The 21,897-nt window shown below is 65.8% G+C and carries 21 protein-coding genes; 13 read left to right on the plus strand and 8 right to left on the minus strand.

Annotated features, from left to right (window positions below):
• Nucleotides 1-61 precede the first annotated feature (61 nt).
• From AC1PPK_RS00760 to AC1PPK_RS00770, 3 genes are all read left to right on the plus strand, one after another.
• Nucleotides 62-1,756 carry an AAA family ATPase gene (locus tag AC1PPK_RS00760; protein WP_481115942.1) on the plus strand — a complete coding sequence of 565 codons (1,695 nt, stop codon included), beginning with the start codon at nt 62-64 and terminating at the stop codon, nt 1,754-1,756.
• Nucleotides 1,749-2,123, plus strand: coding sequence for a hypothetical protein (locus tag AC1PPK_RS00765; RefSeq protein ID WP_481115943.1), 375 nt, complete (start codon nt 1,749-1,751; stop codon nt 2,121-2,123). Before AC1PPK_RS00760 ends, AC1PPK_RS00765 begins: the two co-directional genes overlap by 8 nt.
• Nucleotides 2,124-2,204: 81 nt before the next feature.
• Nucleotides 2,205-2,690, plus strand: coding sequence for a CZB domain-containing protein (locus AC1PPK_RS00770; protein WP_481115944.1), 486 nt, complete (start codon nt 2,205-2,207; stop codon nt 2,688-2,690).
• A 113-nt stretch (nt 2,691-2,803) separates the two neighbouring features.
• Here AC1PPK_RS00770 and AC1PPK_RS00775 read toward each other — a convergent pair whose 3' ends face one another.
• The 3 genes from AC1PPK_RS00775 to AC1PPK_RS00785 form a co-directional block, all read right to left on the minus strand.
• On the minus strand, nt 2,804-3,274 hold the full coding sequence (locus AC1PPK_RS00775; protein WP_481115945.1) for a copper chaperone PCu(A)C: 471 nt from the start codon (nt 3,272-3,274) through the stop codon (nt 2,804-2,806).
• Between the two features lie 124 nt (nt 3,275-3,398).
• A complete protein-coding gene (locus AC1PPK_RS00780; protein WP_481115946.1) occupies nt 3,399-4,118 on the minus strand; it encodes a response regulator transcription factor in 720 nt (239 codons plus the stop codon).
• Nucleotides 4,119-4,134: 16 nt separating this feature from the next.
• Nucleotides 4,135-6,225, minus strand: a complete 2,091-nt coding sequence (locus AC1PPK_RS00785; protein WP_481115947.1) for a PAS-domain containing protein — start codon at nt 6,223-6,225, stop codon at nt 4,135-4,137.
• Between the two features lie 235 nt (nt 6,226-6,460).
• On the opposite strand from AC1PPK_RS00785, the gene AC1PPK_RS00790 reads away from it, so the two are divergent.
• The 7 genes from AC1PPK_RS00790 to AC1PPK_RS00820 all read left to right on the plus strand — a co-directional run bounded on the left by AC1PPK_RS00790 (nt 6,461) and on the right by AC1PPK_RS00820 (nt 15,589).
• The gene (locus tag AC1PPK_RS00790; RefSeq protein ID WP_481115948.1) at nt 6,461-8,101 is read left to right on the plus strand and encodes an acyl-CoA synthetase; all 1,641 of its coding nucleotides are present in this window, start codon (nt 6,461-6,463) and stop codon (nt 8,099-8,101) included.
• A gap of 22 nt (nt 8,102-8,123) precedes the next feature.
• The gene (locus tag AC1PPK_RS00795; protein WP_481115949.1) at nt 8,124-8,873 is read left to right on the plus strand and encodes an electron transfer flavoprotein subunit beta/FixA family protein; all 750 of its coding nucleotides are present in this window, start codon (nt 8,124-8,126) and stop codon (nt 8,871-8,873) included.
• A 100-nt stretch (nt 8,874-8,973) separates the two neighbouring features.
• Nucleotides 8,974-9,909, plus strand: coding sequence for an electron transfer flavoprotein subunit alpha/FixB family protein (locus AC1PPK_RS00800; protein WP_481115950.1), 936 nt, complete (start codon nt 8,974-8,976; stop codon nt 9,907-9,909).
• 79 nt (nt 9,910-9,988) lie between these two features.
• The gene (locus AC1PPK_RS00805; RefSeq protein WP_481115951.1) at nt 9,989-11,779 is read left to right on the plus strand and encodes an acyl-CoA dehydrogenase C-terminal domain-containing protein; all 1,791 of its coding nucleotides are present in this window, start codon (nt 9,989-9,991) and stop codon (nt 11,777-11,779) included.
• 95 nt (nt 11,780-11,874) lie between these two features.
• Nucleotides 11,875-13,506, plus strand: coding sequence for an electron transfer flavoprotein-ubiquinone oxidoreductase (locus AC1PPK_RS00810; protein ID WP_481115952.1), 1,632 nt, complete (start codon nt 11,875-11,877; stop codon nt 13,504-13,506).
• 104 nt (nt 13,507-13,610) lie between these two features.
• Nucleotides 13,611-13,922, plus strand: coding sequence for a DUF485 domain-containing protein (locus tag AC1PPK_RS00815; protein ID WP_481115953.1), 312 nt, complete (start codon nt 13,611-13,613; stop codon nt 13,920-13,922).
• Nucleotides 13,919-15,589, plus strand: coding sequence for a cation acetate symporter (locus tag AC1PPK_RS00820; RefSeq protein WP_481115954.1), 1,671 nt, complete (start codon nt 13,919-13,921; stop codon nt 15,587-15,589). The genes AC1PPK_RS00815 and AC1PPK_RS00820 overlap by 4 nt, the downstream gene beginning before the upstream one ends.
• Before the next feature lie 205 nt (nt 15,590-15,794).
• On the opposite strand, the gene AC1PPK_RS00825 is transcribed toward AC1PPK_RS00820, so the two are convergent.
• Nucleotides 15,795-16,001 carry a cold-shock protein gene (locus tag AC1PPK_RS00825; RefSeq protein ID WP_079435412.1) on the minus strand — a complete coding sequence of 69 codons (207 nt, stop codon included), beginning with the start codon at nt 15,999-16,001 and terminating at the stop codon, nt 15,795-15,797.
• A gap of 258 nt (nt 16,002-16,259) precedes the next feature.
• On the minus strand, nt 16,260-16,478 hold the full coding sequence (locus AC1PPK_RS00830) for a Nif11-like leader peptide family natural product precursor (RefSeq protein WP_481115955.1): 219 nt from the start codon (nt 16,476-16,478) through the stop codon (nt 16,260-16,262).
• A 290-nt stretch (nt 16,479-16,768) separates the two neighbouring features.
• Here AC1PPK_RS00830 and AC1PPK_RS00835 point away from each other — a divergent pair, with 290 nt between their 5' ends.
• Genes AC1PPK_RS00835 through AC1PPK_RS00845 form a run of 3 tightly spaced genes read left to right on the plus strand, consistent with a single transcriptional unit; the run spans nt 16,769 to nt 18,971 of the window.
• Nucleotides 16,769-18,034, plus strand: coding sequence for an ATP-binding protein (locus AC1PPK_RS00835; RefSeq protein WP_481115956.1), 1,266 nt, complete (start codon nt 16,769-16,771; stop codon nt 18,032-18,034).
• Complete coding sequence (locus AC1PPK_RS00840; RefSeq protein WP_481115957.1) at nt 18,031-18,573, plus strand: response regulator transcription factor; 543 nt, start codon at nt 18,031-18,033, stop codon at nt 18,571-18,573. Before AC1PPK_RS00835 ends, AC1PPK_RS00840 begins: the two co-directional genes overlap by 4 nt.
• A complete protein-coding gene (locus tag AC1PPK_RS00845) occupies nt 18,570-18,971 on the plus strand; it encodes an RNA-binding S4 domain-containing protein (protein ID WP_481115958.1) in 402 nt (133 codons plus the stop codon). The genes AC1PPK_RS00840 and AC1PPK_RS00845 overlap by 4 nt, the downstream gene beginning before the upstream one ends.
• 16 nt (nt 18,972-18,987) lie before the next feature.
• On the opposite strand, the gene AC1PPK_RS00850 is transcribed toward AC1PPK_RS00845, so the two are convergent.
• The 3 genes from AC1PPK_RS00850 to hslV form a co-directional block, all read right to left on the minus strand.
• Nucleotides 18,988-19,860: an AEC family transporter gene (locus AC1PPK_RS00850; RefSeq protein WP_481115959.1), complete on the minus strand. Its 873-nt coding sequence runs from the start codon at nt 19,858-19,860 to the stop codon at nt 18,988-18,990.
• A 149-nt stretch (nt 19,861-20,009) separates the two neighbouring features.
• On the minus strand, nt 20,010-21,347 hold the full coding sequence (gene hslU / locus AC1PPK_RS00855; RefSeq protein ID WP_481115960.1) for an ATP-dependent protease ATPase subunit HslU: 1,338 nt from the start codon (nt 21,345-21,347) through the stop codon (nt 20,010-20,012).
• Entirely contained in the window at nt 21,344-21,883 is a 540-nt protein-coding gene (gene hslV, locus AC1PPK_RS00860; RefSeq protein ID WP_481115961.1) for an ATP-dependent protease subunit HslV, read from the minus strand. Before hslV ends, hslU begins: the two co-directional genes overlap by 4 nt.
• Between the last annotated feature and the right edge of the window lie 14 nt (nt 21,884-21,897).

The raw sequence follows: 21,897 nt of genomic DNA on the forward strand, positions 1-21,897 counted from the left end.
GCGCCGGCATGGCGGCGCGAAACTTGCGTGAGTGCCTCCGACCCATCCGGAGGAATCACCGATGAAGTTGCAGCTCGAACGTCCGTTCGTCGAGGCCTTGGTGCAAGCCCACCCGCGCCTGTCCTGGCTGCTGGAGCAGATGCGCTTCGGCAACCGCGCCGAAGTGAGCTTCCTGCAGATGGAGCACGACGAACTGCATTTCCTCGAAGTCCTGTTCGAAGGCGCCGGCCCCGAGATGCGCGCCCGCGCCGCGCAGATCTCCACGCTACGCAAGGCCCTGGCCGGCGACGGCATGCGCTTCGAATCGGAAGACCTGGAACTGCTGGTGCCGGCCATCGCCCGCTACCTGGCCGACGACGCCATCCGCGGCTGGCTGTTCAGCGCCGCCAGCGCCGGCAAGCCGACTGCCTGGGTGGTCACCCGCCTCGACTACACGCCGGCCTCCAATGAGGAAACCGGCAAGGTGCTGATTGAACTGAAGGCCAACACCCGCGGCAAGGTCGTCACCAGCAACATCCGCATCGTCGCCAGCGACATCGCCAACCGCACGGTCGGCGGCATCTTTGCCGCCAAGGGCTACCTGAAGGAAACGCCGGAGCTGATCGCCGCCTATGACGACATGGCCGAGCGTTACTTCGACTGGCGCGCCCGCTACGGCGAGCAGTTCTCCGGCCGCGGCACTGCCCTCTACGCCGAGAACCCCACCGCCAGTCACCGGGACACCGACTGGTCGCGCAAGGACGTGGTGATCCTGTCCTCCAGCGGCGGCGAGGCGCGCCTGGTGAACGACGAAGGCATCCTGTCCGACCGGGTGCTGACCCTCGACGCCCCCGGCGACATCCTCGGCCCCTACCTGCGCCGCGCCGCCAAGAGCCTGCGCTACAAGGCCGACGACGTGGTGGAGGCGTCCCGCGATGCGATGCCCAAGGGCTTGTTCACCAGCCTGCCGGTGCACTTCTTCATCCTGATGTTCCACCTCGACCTGCACCACTACCTGTGGGTGCACGTCGGCGACATCCACCCCTACGAATACAAGCCGGCCCTCAAGCAGAAGCTGATCCTGCCCGCCGAGCAGACCGACCTTATCGACATCCTCACCGCCGAGATGGACCTGTTGATGGACGACATCGTGGCCGGCAAGTCCGGCGGCACCACGGTGCTGTGCGCCGGCCCACCGGGAGTCGGCAAGACCCTCACCGCCGAGGTGTACTCCGAGATCATCCGGCGGCCGCTGTACCGGGTGCACTCTGGCCAGCTCGGCCTCAACGTAGCGGCCATGGAAACCACGCTGAAGGAGGTGCTGACCCGCGCCCAGCGTTGGGGCGCCGTGATGCTCATCGACGAGGCCGACGTGTACATCAAGCGGCGCGACGACAACATCACGATGAACGCGGTGGTCGGCGTGTTCCTGCGCGTGCTCGAATACTTCAACGGACTGCTGTTCCTCACCACCAACCGCATCGACGACATCGACGAAGCCATCGTGTCGCGCTGCATCGCCCTCATCAAGTACGCCTCGCCGGATGCAGCGGCGCGCCAGCGCATCTGGCAGGTGATGGGCGAGCAGTTCGGGCTGGCCCTCGACGCGGCGCTGATCGAACGCCTGGCGGCGCTGTTCCCCGACGCCAGCGGGCGCGACATCAAGGGCCTGGCCAAACTGGTGGCCAAGTATTGCAAGCAGAAGGCCTGTCCACCCGACTTGGCCGCGTTCACCCGCTGCGCCACCTTCCGTGGCCTGGAGGTGGCCCATGCCTGAACACCCGGCGGCGGCCTGGGCGCGGCAGGCGGCACTGACGCCCAGCGACATCGATTGCACGACGGCGGTGATGCTCAAGATCCTCGACGGCAAGTGCAAGATGAACCCGCAGGAGAAGGAGATCATCGCCGTCATCTACGACGCGGTGAAGGACCGCCCCGGCCACATTCTCGACGACACCGACCACCGTCTCATCGCCCGTGCCCGCCAGGGCATGGACGACGAGCTGGTGGAGCGCATCTACGAGCAGCGCCTGATTGCGGAAACGATGATCTCGCGCCCGGTCATGAAAGCCTACAAGGCCATGCTGCGGGCCAGCGGTGTGCTCGCCACCGCCCAATCGGAGCAATCCGCCGAAGATATTTAAATCAGATATCGACTAAGCTCTCGGCCACCCGACATGCCCTTTCCGGGCACCCGGAGCACGAGAGACACGCGAGGTCGATGGATGAATTGGAAGAAATGGTTCCGCCGCGAGGGCGCCGAAGACGCAGCCGACAGCGAAGAACGGGAAGAGGAGCCGCTGACGATCCTGCCCGAGACGCCCACCACACGGGTCATTGACCTGGACGCCATCGACGCCATCGAGGCCCACATGCGCTGGAAGGCCCGCCTCGAAGCCCGCCTGTTCAGCCCCGGCAAGGGCCCCATCGCTGCCGACCAGGTCTTCCTCGACAAACGCAGCACCCTCGGCCGCTGGCTCTACGGCCGCGGCCACGAACGCTTCGGCACCCTCGACACCTTCAGCGAGCTGCGCCGCCACCACGCCGAGTTCCACCGCTACGCCGGCCAGGCCGTGCTGGCCTTCAACGCCGGCCAGCGGGACGAAGCCATCCGCCTGGTCACTGGTGGCAACTATGCCCGCGCCTCCCAACGCCTGCGCCAGACCATCACCCGGCTGTTTGAAGAGGCCGCAGGCCAGGACCACAGGTAGTCGAGCAGCAGCGAAGGCGGGCGCGGATTCATTCCACCCGCCCCTGCCCCCCGTCTCCGAACAAGCCTTTCCCTTGCCCGGCGGCGGTGGCTGTGACAGAGGTAGCGACAGCCTCAGTGCTTGTGGTCGTGCTCCATCGGCGCTGCGGCCGTCAGGGCACGTACTGCGGCCTTTACCTCGACCGTCTCGACCTTCTTGTCCTTGCCTTCCACCTTCAGAGTGATCGGCACCACCTCGCCCGCCGCCAGGGGTTTCTTCAGGTCGATCAGCATCACGTGGTAGCTGCCAGGCTTCAGCTCGACCGGCTTGCCAGGCTGCACGTCCAGGCGTGGCACGGCGCGCATCTTCATCACGCCGCCGTCCATTGCCATCTCGTGGATCTCGACGACGCCGGCCACCGGGCTAGCCGCGCCGACGACGGTGACGCCGCCCTGACTGCTGAGCTGCATGAAGGCGCCGGTGACCTTCTGGGCCGGCACGGTGCCGCGCACCCATGGGTCCTTGACGTCCAGGTCCGCGGCAGCGGCACCGCCGATGAACAGGCCGGCCAGCGCCAGCCCTGTGAGCTTTTGGATGATGTGCACGAGATACCTCCTTGATTGGAACCGGGCCGCAGCTTAGCGCGCCCGGAGGCTGGTGCGGAAATGGACGTGGGCCGGCGCGACCATTTGTCGCAGCCCGCAATTGTGTCGTATCGCGGCGACGGGCTCAGGACCAGTTCACCGTCGCCGCCAGCAGGTAGCCAGCACCGTAGACGGTCTTGATCAGCTTGGCGTGCTGGGGATTTTCCTCGAAGCGGCGGCGCAGCCGCGAGACGCGCAGGTCGATGCTGCGGTCCAGCGCCGACACGTCGCGTCCGCCGAGCAGCTGTTCGCGGGTCAGGATGTGATTGGGGTGGGCCAGCAGCACCGACAGCAACTGGGCCTCCGCGGTGCTGAGGGTATCCTGCTCGCCGCTGGGGCTGGTGAGGGTGTTGCTGCCTGGCTCGAAGCGCCAGCCGGCAAACTCGGCGACGCGCTGGCTGGGGTCAGCCGGCAAGACCACCTGGCCCGGATAGCGGCGCAGGATGCTGCGCACTCGGGCGATCAGCTCGCGCGGCTCGAAGGGTTTCACCACGTAGTCGTCGGCACCCAGTTCCAGGCCCATGACCCGGTCGTAGGTGTCGCTGCGCCCGGTCACCACCAGCAGGCCGCAGGAATGCTTGCCGCGCAACTGCTGCAGCACCGCCATGCCGTCCATGTCCGGCAGGCCCAGGTCGAGGATCACCAGCTCCGGCGCCTTGTGGCGCAGGCCATGGAAGAAGGCCTCGGCGGTGCGGAACGACTCGGCCCGGTAGCCGAATTTTTCCAGCGTATCGGCGATGAGGCGCGCGATCGCCGCCTCGTCCTCGACCACGTAGATCAGTTCTGGGGGACGGGTATGAGCCATAGCCCGAAAGCTTGGCTCATGCGGCCAGCGGACGCAAGGCCGCCAGCAGCTTGTCGCGGGAGAAGGGCTTGGCGAGCAGCGGCAGATCGGGGTCGGCCTCGACGCTGGCCTGGGCTTCGGCGAAGCCACTCATCAGTACGATCGGCAGCTCCGGGCGGAAGCGTCGCACGAAGCGCGCCAAGGCCCGGCCGTCCATCGTGCCGGGCATCACCACGTCGGAGATCACTAGCGCGATGGCCGGAATGTTCTCCACCATATCGGCCGCCTCGGCGCCGTTCTCGGCCTCAACCACCGCACAGCCCAGCTCGGCCAGCTGCATGCGCACCACAGTGCGCACGTCCACGTCGTCCTCGGCGAGCAGCACCAGCTTGCCGGCCAGATCGGCGGCATTCACGTCGATGCCGGCCGGCAGCACGTCGGGCTGCTCGTCTTCGGCGATGCTGGGCAGCAGCAAGGCCACCGTGGTGCCGCGGGCCTGACGGCTGCGGATGCGCACGCCGCCGCCCGACTGCTTGACGAAGCCGTACACCATCGACATGCCGAGGCCGCTGCCCATGCCGAACTGCTTGGTGGTGAAGAAGGGCTCGAAGACCCGCGCCAGCGTGCTGCCGTCCATGCCCATGCCGTTGTCACTGACGGCGATCTGCACGTAGTCGCCGGGCGGCACTTCCAGGTCGGCGGCGGCATGCACGCTGAGCTGTTCCAGCGAGGACTCGATGCGCAGCTCGCCACCGTTGGGCATCGCGTCGCGGGCATTAAGGGCCAGATTGAGCAGCGCGTTCTCGAGTTGGTGGGCATCAACCATCGCCACCAGACAGGGCTCGCGGCTGGCCGTGCTGACCGCAATGGTGGACGGCAGGCTGCGGCGGATCAGCTTGGACATGCCGAGAATCAGCTCGTTGACCTCCACCGGCCGCGGCTCCAGCGGCTGGCGGCGGGCGAAGCCGAGCAGCCGGCGGATCAGCTCGGCACCGCGATTGGCGGCCTGCATGGCCGGCTCGACGAAGTTCTCGGTGAGCGGGTCGTTGGGGTGGTTTTCCTTCAGCGCCACCAGGTTGCCGATCACCACCGTCAGCATGTTGTTGAAATCGTGGGCGAGGCCGCCGGTGAGCTGGCCGATGGCCTCCATTTTCTGGGCCTGGGCCAGCGCCGCCTCGGTGCGGCGCTGCTCGGTGACGTCCACCGAGTGCACGTAGCAGCCCTGCACCTCGCCGTCCGGCCCGATGTCCGGCACCAGCGTGCTGCTGGCGCGGGCCGGCATGCCGTCGCGGCCGGTGAGGGTGTATTCGTAGGAGACCTGCTCGCCGGCCAGCGCGCGGGCCAGGTAGCCGGCGACCATGTCATACACTTCCTGCCCGGTGACGTCGCGGATCTGCTTTCCCTCCACCTCCCGCGCCGACCAGCCGAACCACTCCGCGTAGCCCTTGTTGGCGTAACGGTAGACGCCGCTGCGGTCGAAATAGGCGATGGCGGCCGGGATCGCGTCGGTGATCTCGCGCAGGCGCTGCTCGCTGCGCTGCAGGGCCTGGGTGATCGCTTTGTTGGACTGGATCGCCGCGGTCAGCTCGACGTTGGCGCGGGTCAGCTCCTCGGTGCGGGCATGGATGTGTGCCTCCAGCTCGGCCTGATGATCGGCGATCTGCTGCTGGGAGCGACGCTGCTCGGTGACGTCGGTATACACCGTGATGAAGCCCTGGTGCGGCAGCGGAAAGCCGCGGATCGACAGCACCTGGCCGTTGGGCCGCACACGCTCGGTGACGTGGGGCAGGAAACTGCGCGCCCGCGCCACCCGCTCGGCGACCTGTTGGTCCGGGTCGCCGGGCCCGTAGTCGCCGCGCTCGGCGTTGTAGCGGATGAAGACCTCGAAGGACACGCCCAGGCTGGCCAGCTCGGGCGGGAAGTCGAGCAGGCGCAGGAAGGCGCCGTTCCACGCCACCATGCGCAGTTCTTCGTCGAAGACGGTGACGCCCTGGTCGAGCAGGTCGAGCCCGGCGCCGAGCATTTCCCGGTAGCGCCGGTCGGAGGACGGCTGCGCACCGTCCGCGGGGTCTTCACCGCTGGGTGTGCGTTCCTCGACGGGGTTTGCGGGCCTGTCCTGCTGCTTCATCGCTGTCCTGTTTCCGTGCGGCCTGAATGGCTGACTGATCCGATTTTAGCCAGCGTCCCGGGCGACGGAGACGGCCGACAAAATTGAGTACATTTTCACGAAACTTCCGACAAGGTTGTCTGCGAACCTTCTCTTCGATCTTCGGGATTCCGCCCACAAAGCCACCCCGGAGAACGGGCCCCAGAGCCACCGCCTCATCAAGTCGTGGCGCCAAGAATCAAGAGGAGAAAAACAGGTGTCGAACAATCCCTACGAGCAAGGGCTGGACAAATGCGCGGCCAACCATGTCCCGCTGTCGCCCTTGTCCTTTCTCGAGCGTAGCGCCCAGGTCTATCCCAACCGTCTGTCGGTGATCCACGGCGCCCGCCGCTTCACCTGGAGCGAGACCTACGCCCGCTGCCGCCGCCTGGCCAGCGCCCTCGCCAAGCGCGGCATCGGCCGTGGCGACACGGTGGCGGTGATGCTGCCCAACATCCCGGCGATGGTCGAGGCCCACTTCGGCGTGCCGATGGTCGGTGCCGTGCTGAACACCCTCAACACCCGCCTCGACCCGGAAGCCATCGCCTTCATGCTGGCCCACGGCGAAGCCAAGGTGCTGATCACCGACCCCGAGTTCGCCGCCATCATCGCCCCGGCCCTCGAACTGCTGGAAGGCCCCAAGCCGCTGGTCATCGATGCCCTCGACCCGGAATACCCGGGCGACACGCGCCTCGGCGAGATCGAGTACGAGGACTTCCTCGCCGACGCCGACCCGGAGTTCAAGTGGTCCCTGCCGCCCGACGAATGGGACGCCATCGCCCTCAACTACACCTCCGGCACCACCGGCAACCCGAAGGGCGTGGTCTTCCACCACCGCGGCGCCTACCTCAACTCCGCCTCCAACATCATCAGCTGGGGCATGCCGCAGCACGCCGTCTATCTGTGGACGCTGCCGCTGTTCCACTGCAACGGCTGGTGCTTTGCCTGGACCCTGGCCGCCAACGCCGGTGTCAACGTGTGCCTGCGCAAGGTAGACGTTCCGCTGATCTATGAGCTGATCCGCACCCACAAGGTGACCCACTTCTGCGGCGCACCGATCGTGCACGGCATGCTGATCAACGCACCGGAAGGCCTGCGCGCCGGCATCGAGCACAAGGTATCGGCGCTGATCGCTGGCGCCGCGCCCCCCGCCGCGATCATCGAAGGCATGGAGCGCATCGGCTTCGACATCACCCACGTATATGGCCTGACCGAGACCTACGGCCCGGCCGCGGTGTGCGCCAAGCACCCTGAATGGGACGAGCTGCCGATCGCCCAACGCGCCGAGCGCAACGGCCGCCAGGGCGTGCGCTACCACATGCAGGAAGGCATCACCGTCCTCGACCCGCAGACCATGGAGCCAGTCCCCGCCGATGGCGAGACCATGGGCGAAATTATGTTCCGCGGCAACCTGGTCATGAAGGGTTACCTGAAGAACGAGAAGGCCACCGCGGAAGCCTTCTCCGGCGGCTGGTTCCACACCGGCGACCTGGCCGTGCTGCACCCGGACGGCTACGTGAAGATCAAGGACCGTTCCAAGGACGTGATCATCTCCGGCGGCGAGAACATCTCCTCGCTGGAAGTGGAAGAAGTGCTGTACCGCCACCCGGCAGTGCTGACCGCCGCGGTGGTCGCCAAGCCCGACGAGAAGTGGGGCGAAGTGCCGGCCGCCTACATCGAGGTGAAGGAAGACGCCAAGGTCACGGTGGAAGACATCGTCGCCCACTGCCGCGAGCATCTGGCCCGCTACAAGGTGCCCAAGTTCGTGGAGTTCTGCGTACTGCCCAAGACCTCCACCGGCAAGATCCAGAAATTCGTACTGCGCCAGCAGGCCAAGTCGGCCTCGGCGATCGAATAAACACAACCGGAGACAAGAACCCATGAAGATCCTCGTGCCCGTCAAGCGCGTCGTCGATTACAACGTCAAGATCCGCGTCAAGGCCGACCAGTCCGGCGTCGAGCTGGCCAACGTCAAGATGGCCATGAACCCCTTCGATGAAATCGCCATCGAAGAGGCCGTGCGCCTGAAGGAAGCCAACAAAGCCACCGAAGTGGTCGCCGTGTCCGCCGGCGTCGCCCAGTGCCAGGAAACCCTGCGCACCGCAATGGCCATCGGCGCCGACCGCGGCATCCTGGTCGAATCCGATGCCGACCTGCAGCCGCTGGCAGTCGCCAAGCTGCTCAAGGCGCTGGTGGACAAGGAGCAGCCGCGCCTGGTGATCCTCGGCAAGCAGGCCATCGACGACGACTCCAACCAGACCGGCCAGATGCTCGCCGCGCTGCTCGGCTGGCCCCAGGCCACCTTCGCCTCCAAGGTCGAGATCGGCCCGGAGAGCGTCAGCGTCACCCGCGAAATCGACGGCGGCCTGGAGACCCTGTCTCTGCCGCTGCCGGCGGTGATCACCACCGACCTGCGCCTCAACGAACCGCGCTACGCCACGCTGCCGAACATCATGAAGGCCAAGAAGAAGCCGCTCGACACCGTCAAGCCGGCCGATCTGGGCGTGGATGTGGCCCCGCGCCTGAGCACGCTGAAGGTCGTCGAGCCCGCCGCCCGCAGTGCCGGCGTCAAGGTGGCCGACGTGGCCCAACTGGTCGAGAAGCTCAAGAACGAAGCGAAGGTGATCTGATCCGCCGAGGGCGAAGTTCATTCGCCCTCTCAGCGTCGATCTCCGCCACGGGCGCATGCGCGCCCCACACAGGAACAGAGAAAGCGAGTCAGGAGACAAAATGCCCATTCTCGTCATTGCCGAACACGACAACGCCGGCCTGAAGGCCGCTACCCTCAACACCGTCAGCGCCGCTGCCAAGCTCGGTGGCGACATCGAAGTGCTGGTTGCCGGCGCCGCCTGCGGCGCAGCTGCCGAAGCCGCCGCCAAGCTGACTGGCGTCGCCAAGGTCAAGGTCGCCGACGGCGCCGCCTATGCCGAACAGAGCGCCGAGAACCTCGCCGCCCTGCTGGTGGACGTGATCAAGGCCGGCGGCTACAGCCACGTGCTGGCCCCCGCCACCACCTTCGGCAAGAACGTGCTGCCGCGCGTCGCCGCGCTGCTCGACGTGGCCCAGATTTCCGACATCGTCGCCATCGAGTCGACCGACACCTTCGTGCGCCCGATCTATGCCGGCAACGCGCTGGCCACCGTCAAGTCCGCCGATGCGGTGAAGGTCATCACCGTGCGTACCACCGCTTTCGACCCCGCAGCCGAAGGCGGCTCCGCCGCGGTTGAAAGCATCGCCGCCGGCGCCGACCTGGGCCTGTCCAAGCTGGTCGGCCGCGAGCTGACCGTGTCCGCCCGCCCGGAACTGGGCGCCGCCAAGATCATCGTTTCCGGCGGCCGTGGCCTCGGCAGCGGCGACAACTACCGTGCCGTGCTGGAGCCCCTGGCCGACAAGCTCGGTGCCGCTCTCGGAGCCTCCCGCGCCGCTGTGGATGCCGGCTTCGTGCCCAATGACTACCAGGTCGGCCAAACCGGCAAGATCGTCGCCCCGCAGCTCTACCTGGCCGTCGGTATCTCCGGCGCCATCCAGCATCTGGCCGGCATGAAGGACTCCAAGGTGATCGTGGCGATCAACAAGGATCCGGAAGCCCCGATATTCCAGGTGGCCGACTACGGCCTCGTCGCCGACCTCTTCGAGGCCGTGCCGCAGCTGGCGTCCGCACTCTAAGCACGCCCTTGCCGTGGGCCGCGCGTGAAGCCGCCGCCCACGGCGACAAACCCATCTACCGAATTCGCAAGGAAACACCATGAGCAATTACGTCGCCCCCGTGAAGGACATGCTGTTCGCCATGAACGAGCTGGCCGGCCTGCAGGAAATTGTCGGCCTGCCCGGCAACGAGGACGTGTCCATCGACCTGGTCGAGGCCATCCTCGAAGAAGCCGGCAAGTTCGCCACCGAAGTCGTCGATCCGCTCAATCCCGTGGGCGACAAGCAGGGCAACAAGTGGAACAACGGCGTGGTGACCACCGCCGACGGTTTCAAGGAAGCCTATGCCTCCTTCTGTGAAACCGGCTGGAACGGCATGCCCGCCTCCACCGAGTTCGGCGGCCAGGGCCTGCCGGTGACCGTCTCCACCGCCGTGCTGGAAATGTGGAAATCCGCCAGCATCTCCTTCTCCCTGTGCCAGATGCTCACGCTGGGCGCGGTGGAGGCCATCGCCCACCACGGCTCCGACGAGCTGAAGGCGGCTTACCTGCCCAACATGGTGTCCGGCAAGTGGACCGGCACGATGAACCTCACCGAGCCGCAGGCCGGCTCCGACCTCGCCGCCATCCGTACCAAGGCCGAACCCCGCGGCGACGGCAGCTACGCGATCACCGGCACCAAGATCTTCATCACCTGGGGTGAGCACGACATGGCCGAGAACATCGTCCACCTCGTGCTGGCCCGCCTGCCGGACGCCCCTCCGGGCGTGAAGGGCATCTCCCTGTTCATCGCGCCGAAGTTCCTCGTCAATGCGGATGGCAGTCTCGGCGAGCGCAACGACCTGATCTGCGCCTCCATCGAGCACAAGATGGGCATCCACGGCAGCGCCACCGCGGTGATGTCCTTCGGTGACAAGGGCGGTGCCATCGGCTACCTGGTCGGCGAGCCGAACCGCGGCCTCGAGTACATGTTCACGATGATGAACCACGCCCGCCTGAACGTCGGCCTGGAAGGCGTCGGCGTCTCCGAGCGCAGCTACCAGCACGCGCTGGCCTACGCCCGCGAGCGCATCCAGGGCAAGATCATCGGCGACAAGTCCGGCGACAAGAAGCCCATCCTGCACCACCCGGACGTGCGCCGCATGCTGATGGACATGAAGTCCCGCACCGAGGCCGGCCGCGCCCTCGCCTACTACGTGGCCGGCTGCATGGACCGCGCCAAGAGCCACCCGGACGCCGACGTGCGCGCCGCCAACCAGCGCCGCCTCGAACTGCTGACCCCGGTGGTGAAGGGCTGGTGCACCGAGAACGCCCAGGGCATCACCTGGAACGGCGTGCAGGTGCACGGCGGCATGGGCTTCATCGAGGAAACCGGCGCCGCCCAGTACATGCGTGATGCCCGCATCATCACCATCTACGAAGGCACCACCGCGATCCAGGCCAACGACCTGATCGGTCGCAAGACCGCCAAGGAAGGCGGCAAGAGCATGCAGCAACTGCTCGCCGAGATCGCCGAGACCGGTTCTACGCTGCGCAACTCGGACAACCCGACGCTGAAGGCCCTGGCCGACGCGCTGGGCAACGGCATCGCCGCACTGGATGAAGCCACCAACTGGCTGCTCGCCAACTACGACGCCAACCCGCAGGCCGCCGCGGCCGGCTCGGTACCCTTCCTCAAACTGACCGGCATCGTCGTCGGCGGCTGGCTGATGGCCCGTTCCGCGCAGATCGCCGCCACCCGCCTGGATGCCGCCGATGGCGACTTCTACAAGGCCAAGCTGGCTACCGCCGCCTACTTCGCCCAGCACGTGACCCCCGAAGCCAACAGCTACCGGGATGCCATCGTGAACGGTGCCGAGTCGGTGCTGGCCCTGGAAGAAGCCCTCTTCTAAAGGCCCTTCCCCACCCTTTTCCGGCCTGACGGCCGGTCCGTGCCCCGCCTCTCCGGAGGCGGGCAGGAGCCCTTTTTTGTTCGGAGAACGCAGCAATGACCCGTGACGCGATGGAATACGACGTGGTGATCGTCGGCGCAGGCCCCTCCGGCCTGACGACCGCGATCCGCCTGAAGCAGCTGGCCGCGAAGGCCGGCAGCGAGCTTTCGGTGTGCGTCGTCGAGAAAGGCTCCGAGGTCGGCGCCCACATCCTGTCCGGCGCGGTCATCGAAACCCGTTCCCTGGAAGAGCTCTTCCCCGACTGGAAGGAGCGCGGCGCCCCCCTAAACACACCGGTGAAGGAAGACCGCTTCCTGTTCCTGACCACTGACAAGGCCTACAAGCTGCCCACCCCGCCGCAGATGCACAACGACGGCAACTACATCGTCAGCCTCGGCAACGTGGTGCGCTGGCTCGGCCAGCAGGCCGAAGAGCTGGGCGTCGAGATCTACCCTGGCTTCGCCGCCGCCGAGGTGCTCTACCACGAGGACGGCTCGGTGAAGGGCATCGCCACCGGCGACATGGGCCTCGAGAAGAACGGCGAGCCCGGCCCCAACCATCAGCCGGGGATCGAATTGCACGCGCGCCAGACGGTGTTCTCCGAAGGCTGCCGCGGCTCCCTCACCAAGGGCCTGTTCACCAAATTCAACCTGCGCGACGGCGCCGATCCGCAGACCTACGGCATCGGCATCAAAGAGCTGTGGGAAGTGCGCCCCGAAGTCCACCAGCCGGGCCTCACCGTGCACACGGTCGGCTGGCCGGTGTCGTCGGACGTGTACGGCGGCTCCTTCCTGTACCACCTGGAAAACAATCAGGTCGCCGTCGGCTTCGTGGTCGGCCTCGACTACAGCAATCCGCACCTGTCGCCCTACGAGGAATTCCAGCGCTTCAAGACGCACCCCGAGATCCGCAAGTACTTCGAAGGCGGCCGACGCATCGCCTACGGCGCGCGGGCCCTCAACGAAGGCGGCTTCCAATCGGTGCCCAAGCTCACCTTCCCCGGCGGCGTGCTGGTCGGCGATACCGCCGGTTTCCTCAACGTGCCAAAGGTCAAGGGCACCCACATGGCGATGAAGTCGGGCATCGAGGCCGCCGAGGCGATCTTCGCCCACCTCTCAGCCGAAGGGCAGACCGGCCACGAAGTGCTCGGCTACCCGGAGCGCCTGAAGAAGAGCTGGCTGTGGGACGAGCTATACACCGTGCGCAACATCCGCCCGAGCTTCCGCTGGGGGCTGTGGGGCGGCATCGCCTACAGCGCCATCGACACCTTCCTGCTGAAGGGCCGCGCACCGTGGACGCTGCATCACCACGCCGACCACACCCAGCTGAAGAAGGCCTCCGAGTGCGCGCCGATCGTCTATCCGAAGCCGGACGGCAAGATCAGCTTCGACCGCCTGTCCTCGGTGTTCATCTCGGCCACCAACCACAGCGAAGAGCAGCCCTGCCACCTGCGCCTGAAGGACGCTTCGGTGCCGGTGGCCACCAACCTGGCTCTCTACAACGCACCGGAAACCCGCTACTGCCCCGCCGGCGTGTACGAAATCGTCGAAGACACGAGCGGCCCGCGCATGCAGATCAACGCGCAGAACTGCCTGCACTGCAAGACCTGCGACATCAAGGATCCGACACAGAACATCGACTGGGCGGTGCCCGAAGGAGGCGGCGGCCCGAACTACCCGAACATGTAAGACCCTGTAGTACCCATAAAAAAGCAGGACCGGGGGGAGAACAGCACTCACCCCCATACAACTAGAAGAACCAGAGACCTTCAACACCTTCCAAAGGAGGAACCATGTCAGCGGAGATCTACAAGAAAGTGCGGGCCAATCCGCGCTTCTCGGAACTTGAAGGCAAGCGTAGCCGCTTTGCCTACCTGCTCAGCGCGATCGTGCTGATCACCTACTACGCGATGATGATGCTCGTCGCCTTCGCTCCCGAGGTGATGCGCACGCCGGTTTCGGCGGGCTCGACCCTCACCATCGGGGTGCCCATCGGCGCCGCCATCATCATCGGCTCCTGGCTGCTCACCGGCTGGTTCGTCAGCCGTTCCAACGGTGAGTTCGACCGTCTCAACAACGAGATCATCCAGGAGGCCACCAAGTGAAGGCACGCAAACACCTCCTCGGCGCGACGTTGCTGACCCTGATGGGCGCCGCCGCCTACGCTGCCGACGCCATTGGCGCCGTGCAGAAACAGCCCCTCAACATGACCGCCATCGGCATGTTCTTCGTGTTCGTGGTGGCCACCATGGGCATCACCTACTGGGCCGCCAGCCGCACCAAGTCCACTGCCGACTTCTACACCGCCGGCGGCGGCATCACCGGCTTCCAGAACGGCCTGGCGATCGCCGGCGACTACATGTCGGCGGCAACCCTGCTGGGCCTGTCGGCGATGACCTTCTCGAAAGGCCTGGACGGCTTCATCTACGCCATCGGCTTCTTCGTCGGCTGGCCGGTGATCCTGTTCCTGATGGCCGAGCGCCTGCGCAACCTGGGCAAGTTCACCTTTGCCGACATCGCCTCCTACCGCCTCGACCAGGGCACCATTCGCAGCTTCGCCGCCTTCGGCTCACTGACCGTGGTGTGCTTCTACCTGATCGTGCAGATGGTCGGCGCCGGCCAGCTCATCAAGCTGCTGTTCGGCCTCGACTACACCACCGCGGTGATCGTCGTCGGTGTGCTGATGGTGATCTATGTGACCTTCGGCGGCATGATCGCCACCACCTGGGTGCAGATCATCAAGGCCTGCCTGATGCTGTTCGGCGGCACCGTGCTGCTGTTCCTGGCCCTGAGCCAGTTCGGCTTCAGCCTGGAAACTGCAGCACAGAAGGCAGTCGAGGTGCACAAGGACGGCGCCAAGATCATGGGCCCCGGCTCCCTGCTGGCCGATCCGGTCAATGCGGTGTCCCTGTCCCTCGGCCTAGTCTTCGGCACTGCCGGCCTGCCGCACATCATGATGCGCTTCTTCACGGTGCCCAACGCCAAGGAAGCCCGCAAGAGCGTCTTCGTGGCAAGCGGCTGCATCGGCTACTTCTTCATGGTGGTGTGCGCGCTGGGCCTGATGGCGATCGTCATCGTCGGTCAGAACCCCGAGTTCTTCGAAGGCGGCAACACCGCCGGCAAGCTGATCGGCGGCGGCAACATGCCGGTGATGCATTTGGCCAAGGCGGTCGGCGGCAACCTGTTCCTCGGCTTCATGTCGGCAGTGGCCTTCGCCACCATCCTGGCGGTCGTCTCCGGCCTGGCTCTGGCTGGCGCCTCGGCCATCGCCCACGACATCTACGCTCGGGTCTTGCGCAAGGGCAGCGCCACCGAAACCCAGGAAATGCGCATTTCCAAGCTGGCCACCGTGGCTCTCGGCGTGGTCGCTGTGCTGCTCGGCATCCTGTTCGAGAAGCAGAACATCGCCTTCCTGGTCGGCCTGACCTTTGGCATCGCCGCCTCCACCAATTTCCCGATCCTGATCCTGTCCATGTACTGGAAGGGCCTGACGACCCGTGGCGCGCTGCTTGGCGGCCTTGTCGGCCTGATCTCCGCGGTGACGCTCGTGGTGCTGTCCAAGGCGGTGTGGGTGGTCGTGCTCGGCAACGCCGCGCCGGTCTTCCCGTACGAGCAGCCGGCCCTGTTCTCGATGCCGCTGGCCTTCTTCTTCACCTGGCTGTTCTCGGTGACCGACAGCAGCGCCCGCGCCAAGACCGACAAGGCCGGTTTCGAGGACCAATACGTGCGCTCCCAGACCGGCATCGGCGCCGCGGCGGCCAGCGCCCACTGAGGAGACGGCAGACAATCCCTTATCTTTCCTCACTCCCCCTCGAGGAAATGTTTCGGGCGCCCTTGGGCGCCCATTTTTTTCACCCAGACCTTGCAGCCATCAAGACGCAGGAGACCGGTGCCGCAAATGCAAAAAACCCGGCAATTGGCCGGGCTCTTTTATGCCGTGATCCTGCGCTTGGCAGAATCGCTCCGCTGATCCGAAATTACTCGGCGGCGCGGATGTTGGCTGCTTGCTGACCCTTCGGGCCGCTGACGATGTCGAACGTCACGCGCTGGCCTTCAGCCAGGGTCTTGAAACCCTTGGACTGGATGGCGGAGAAATGGGCGAACAGATCGTCGCCGCCGCCTTCCGGGGTGATGAAGCCGAAGCCCTTGGAGTCATTGAACCACTTCACGGTACCAGTTGCCATTTTGATAAATCCTAAAATAAAAAAATACGGAGTTGCCCCCAGGGCAGGGCGAAGCTCAAGACGGCGGGGTGATGAAGGGAAGACAACCGCAGGACTGCGGATACTGAACCAGACAACAACAACACTACTTCTTGAAGATCGCAAGGCCGCACTGTGCACTGAAACCTACGCCAACGCAAACACTATTTGCATCACGACACGAAAATAGTTCTGGCCATCCTGCCGCGCCATCGGCCACGCCACGATGGCCTTCGCAGATCAGGCGCGCAGCAGTGCCTTCACCATGCGCTCGGACAGCTGCTCCGCCGTAAACTGCGGCTCATTGGGCGGGTAGAGTTCCTGCTCGTCGAGGTTGAAGTCGTACTCCTTCGCCAGGGTCAACATCTCACGGATCTTCTGACAAGCGGCAAGCTTGTCCTTCAGTTCGGGGTTGGTACGGGCCAGATCGGAAAAGGCCTTGATGTCCTTGATAGCCATACGGTTCTTCCTGTGCAATAACTCATCGAACGCTCGGACTGCGAGGTTTCCGACAAAACCCTTCTTAGGGAATGGCTTTTGTCGTCGCAAGCCCTCCAAAACGCCTGTGAACCCAGACGCCGACAAGTCACCAGCAAGGAATGCGCCACCTGCGACAATCGACCGCATTCCCGACACCTGCCACACCCGCTACAGTGCGCTCCACCGGCAGGCACGCCGCTCCCCCCGGCGCCCTGTCACCCGCTGCCTGCCGGTGCTTACCCCCACCCCGCTTCGGGGATAATGGCCCGATGCCGCTACCGATGCTTGCCGACCGACCGCTCCGCCCAGCCGATGCCCTGCGCCGTCTGATCAGCCTGCGCTGGCTGTCCCTCGGCGGTATGCTGACGACCATCGTCGCGGTACCTTGGCTTCTCGACATCCCGCTGCCGGCGCGCCCGCTCCTGGACATCTGGATGGTGCTGGCGCTGTTCAACGGGGCCAGCCTGCTGCGCGCACGGCGTCTCAGCGAAGTGCGCGGCGTTGAGCTATTCCTTCAACTGGCAATCGATCTCTGCGGCTGGAGCGCCTTCCTGTACTTCACCGGTGGAGCCACAAATCCGCTGATTTCCCTACTTCTGCCGCTGGTGGCCATCGGCGCCGCCACCCTGGCGGCTCCATGGGCCTGGCTGCTGGCCGTACTGGCGGTGGCCGCCTACTCGACCCTGTGGGAATTCAACGAACAACTCGACATCTACGACTCCGGCCTCGCCGTGCATTGGCACTTGGCCGGTATGTGGCTGACCTTCGCACTGTCGGCCGGCGTCATCGTGTGGTACGTGGTGCGCATGACCGCCGCGATCCGCCTGCGCGATCAGGCTCTCGCCGAAGCCCGTGAAGCCCACCTGCGCAATGAACGCATCGTCGCCCTCGGCAACCTGGCCGCCGGCGCCGCGCACGAGCTGGGTACGCCGCTGGGCACGATGGCGATCGTGGCCGGGGAACTGGTCCGCAATCCGCAACTGGACGACGACACCCGCGCAGACGCCGAACTGCTGCGCGAGCAGATTGCTCATTGCAAGACCATCCTCGGCGGCCTCACCCTGCGCGCCGGCAGCCTGCGCGCCGAAGGCGGCGAAGCGATACCAGCCGATGCCTGGCTGCTGCGCATCACCGATCACTGGCAGCGCCTGCGCCCCCACGTCCCGCTGGCCGTCCGCTGCGACTGCGGCCAACCTGCACCGGCCCTGGTCGCCGATGCCACGCTGGAGCAGGCCATCCACAATCTCATCAACAACGCCGCCGACGCCTGCCCGGCTGACGTCGAGTTCGAGGCGAGCATCGCAGATGATGCCTTGCTCGTACGCATCTTCGACCGCGGCCCCGGCATGCCCGCCGCGCTGCGCCCCCGGACCGGCCGCGAAGCCCTGGACAGCCGCAACGAAGGGCTCGGTATCGGCCTGCTGCTGGCCTTCGGCGCGGTCGAGCGTTGCGGCGGGCAGATCCGCTTCGCCCCTCGCCCCGGCGGCGGCACAGAAGCCACTCTCACCCTTCCTCTGCCAGCCCTTCGCCCATGACCCAACCGGACGCCCCCCACATCCTCATCATCGACGACGACCCCGCCTTCAACCGCGTGCTGACCCGTGCCCTCGGCCAGCGCGGCTTCGCCGTCTTCGGCGCCCAGGAGCCCGAGACGGCGCTGGCCCTTGCGCGCCAGCACGAACCGGAATACGTGGTGCTCGACCTCAACATCGGCGGCAGCTCTGGTCTGCGCCTGATCGAACCGCTGTTGGTCGTCAATCCCGACTGCCGCATCCTGGTCCTCACCGGCTACGCCAGCATCACCACAACCGTGGATGCGATCAAGCTCGGTGCCACCCAGTACCTGGCCAAACCGGCCGACGTGGATGCCATCCTGAAAGCCCTCAACGCCACCGAGGTGGTCATCGACGACGAAGTGGCCGCCAGCCCGATGTCGGTGGACCGGCTGGAATGGGAACACATCCAGCGCGTACTCGCCGAACACGACGGCAATGTGTCGGCCACGGCGCGTGCGCTTAAAATGCACCGACGCACCCTGCAACGGAAACTGGCCAAGCGGCCAGTCAAGGAATGAAACCTTCAGACAACCCCGACGATCGCGTCCGCCTCGACAAATGGCTGTGGGCGGCACGTTTTTACAAGCACCGCACGCTGGCCACCGAGGCTGTGGATGGCGGCAAGATTCAGCTCAACGGCCTCCGCGTGAAGCCGGCCAAGGAAGTGAAGATCGGCGACACGGTGGACATCCAGCTCGCCGAAACCCACTTCAAGGTGGTCGTGAAGGGCATCGCCGACAAGCGCGGCAGCGCCCCGGTCGCCCAGGGCCTTTACGAGGAAACCGCCGACAGCATCGCCGCGCGGGAAAACCAGAAGGAGCAGCGCCAGCTCGCCGCCACGCCGGGCGCCGACCTGCACGGCCGCCCGACCAAGCGCGACCGCCGCCAGATGGGCCGCTTCACCGGCGGGTATTGAGCTTGCGGGCCGGGGCTTACAGGCCGAGGGCCAAGGCCAGCGGCAGGAAACCCAGCGACGCCACGTTGCCGATCAGCACGATGGAGGCGACCTTTTCCGGCTCCTGATGGTAGCGCTCGGCGAACATGTAATTGAGCACCGCCGGCGGCAGCGCGCCGAACACCATCAGCAGCGCCCGCTCCTGGGGCGCCAGCGGCACCAGCAGCATCAGCCCGGCGGCCAGCAGCATGCCGATCACCGGCCGCGTCACCGCGCCGAGCAGGCCGAGGCGGATCTCGGCGATGCGGGACTCGGTGAGGCGCACCCCCAGCGCGAACAGCATCAGCGGGATCGAGATGTCGCCGAGCATCTTGATCGCCAGCATCGCCGGCTGCCACACCTCGATGCCAGCAATGCCGACCGCAAGGCCAGCCACGGTAGCCAGCACCGACGGCACCTTCCAGACATTGATCAGCCGCGTATGGTGATCCAGCAACCAGGCACCGAAAGAGAAGTGCAACAGGTTAGAGACCATGAACATCACCACCGCTGGCGCCAGCGCCTGCTCGCCGAAGGCCAGCACCGCCAGCGGCAGCCCCAGGTTGCCGCAGTTGTTGAACATGATCGGCGGCATGAAGGTCTTCGGCGCATAACCGAACAGCCTGGCCGCCGCCCAGCCGAGCAAACCCGAGCCGATCACCAAGGCCAGCGTCACCCACAGCAGCGGCAGGTATTCGACAATGTGGAAGGACTTGTTGGCGAGCGCCGCGAACACCAGCGCCGGCACGAAGACGTCCAGGTTCAGCTTGTTGGCATGGGACAGGTCAGGGCGGGAACGCTTGCCGACCAGGTAACCAACGGTAGTGATGGCGAACAGCGGGAACAGGATGGAAACGATGCGGAGGAACATGGGGGCGCAAGCAAGTAGTTGAGGGAAGCGACACGCCGCCCCCTCCCAGTGGCTGCGCGCCTCGACACATATACGCGATTCATCCTGCGAATGAAATGAGGGGCTGCCCGGCAGCCCCTCATTCGATGCCATCGCGCAAGCGCGACGCCTTACAGCACGTAGCGGGCGAGGTCTTCGCGCTGGGCCAGCACCTCCAGGCGGGCATCCACGTAAGCCGCATCGACGAGCACCTTTTGGGAGCCCGCCTTGCCGGCCTCGAAGGCGAGTTCCTCGAGCAGCTTCTCCATCACCGTGTACAGGCGACGGGCACCGATATTCTCGGTCTTCTCGTTCACCTGGAAGGCGATCTCGGCCAGGCGGCGGATGCCTTCCGGAGCGAACTCGAGGCTCACGTCGTCGGTGGCCAGCAGCGCCTCGTACTGACGGGTCAGGCAAGCGTCGGTCTGGGTCAGGATGCGTTCGAAATCCTCGACCGACAGGGACTCCAGCTCGACACGGATCGGGAAACGGCCCTGCAGCTCGGGAATCAGGTCGCTCGGGCGGGACAGGTGAAAGGCCCCGCTGGCGATGAACAGGATGTGGTCGGTCTTGATCATCCCGTACTTGGTGCTGATCGTCGTGCCTTCCACCAGCGGCAGCAGGTCGCGCTGCACGCCCTGGCGGGACACGTCGGCACCGTGGCTGTCGGAACGGGTAGCGATCTTGTCGATTTCATCGAGGAAAACGATACCGTTCTGCTCGACCATGCGCAGCGCCTCGGTCTTGAGGTCTTCCTCATTGACCAGCTTGGCGGCCTCTTCGTCGGCGAGCAGCTTGATGGCCTCGCTGATCTTCAGCTTGCGGGACTTCTTCTTTCCGCCGCCGATGTTCTGGAACATGCTCTGCAGCTGGCCGGTGAGTTCTTCCATGCCCGGGGGCGCGAGGATCTCGGCGGTCATGCCGGGCACGGAAACCTCAAGCTCGACTTCCTTGTCGTCGAGTTCACCCTCGCGCAGCTTCTTGCGGAACTTCTGGCGGGTGGCGTTATCTTCGGCGGCCGGAGCCTCTTCGCCAAAACCAATGGTCGGCCGGGCCGGCGGCAGCAGGATATCGAGCACGCGATCCTCGGCGGCGTCCAGCGCGCGGTCGCGGACCTTCTTCATGGCCTGCTCGCGATGACTCTTGATGGCGATTTCCACCAGGTCGCGGATGATGGTATCCACATCGCGGCCCACGTAGCCGACCTCGGTGAACTTGGTCGCTTCGACCTTGATGAAGGGCGCGTTGGCCAGGCGGGCCAGGCGGCGGGCGATCTCGGTCTTGCCGACGCCGGTCGGCCCAATCATCAGGATGTTCTTGGGGGTGATCTCGCTCTTCAGCGGCTCGGCCACCTGGGCGCGCCGCCAGCGGTTGCGCAAGGCGACGGCAACGGCCTTCTTCGCCTTGCCCTGGCCGACGATGTGCTTGTCGAGTTCGGAGACGATCTCCGGGGGCGTCATCTGGGTCATGGGGTCAGCACCTCGATGGTGTGGCACTGGTTGGTGTAGATGCACAGATCGCCGGCGATGGTCAGGGATTTCTTGATGACCTCTTCGGGTGCCAGCTCGGTGTTCTCGATGAGGGCGCGGGCCGCCGACTGGGCGTAGGCACCGCCGCTGCCGATGGCGACGATACCCTGCTCCGGCTCCAGTACGTCGCCGTTGCCGGTGATGATCAGGGAGCTGTCCAAGTCGGCCACCGCCAGCATGGCTTCCAGGCGGCGCAGAGCGCGGTCGGTACGCCAGTCCTTGGCGAGTTCGACGGCACTGCGCACGAGGTTGCCCTGGTGCTTCTCGAGCTTGGCCTCGAAGCGCTCGAACAGCGTGAAGGCGTCTGCGGTGCCACCGGCGAAGCCAGCCAGGATGCGGTCCTGGTAGAGCTTGCGGACCTTGCGGGCGCTGGCCTTGATGACGATGTTGCCGAGCGTGACCTGACCGTCGCCACCAAGGGCCACGTGCCGGCCACGCCGGACCGAGAGAATGGTAGTGCCGTGATATTGTTCCATCGGACCGATCTGGG

The sequence above is a fragment of the Zoogloea sp. JDB1 genome (genome assembly GCF_056724025.1).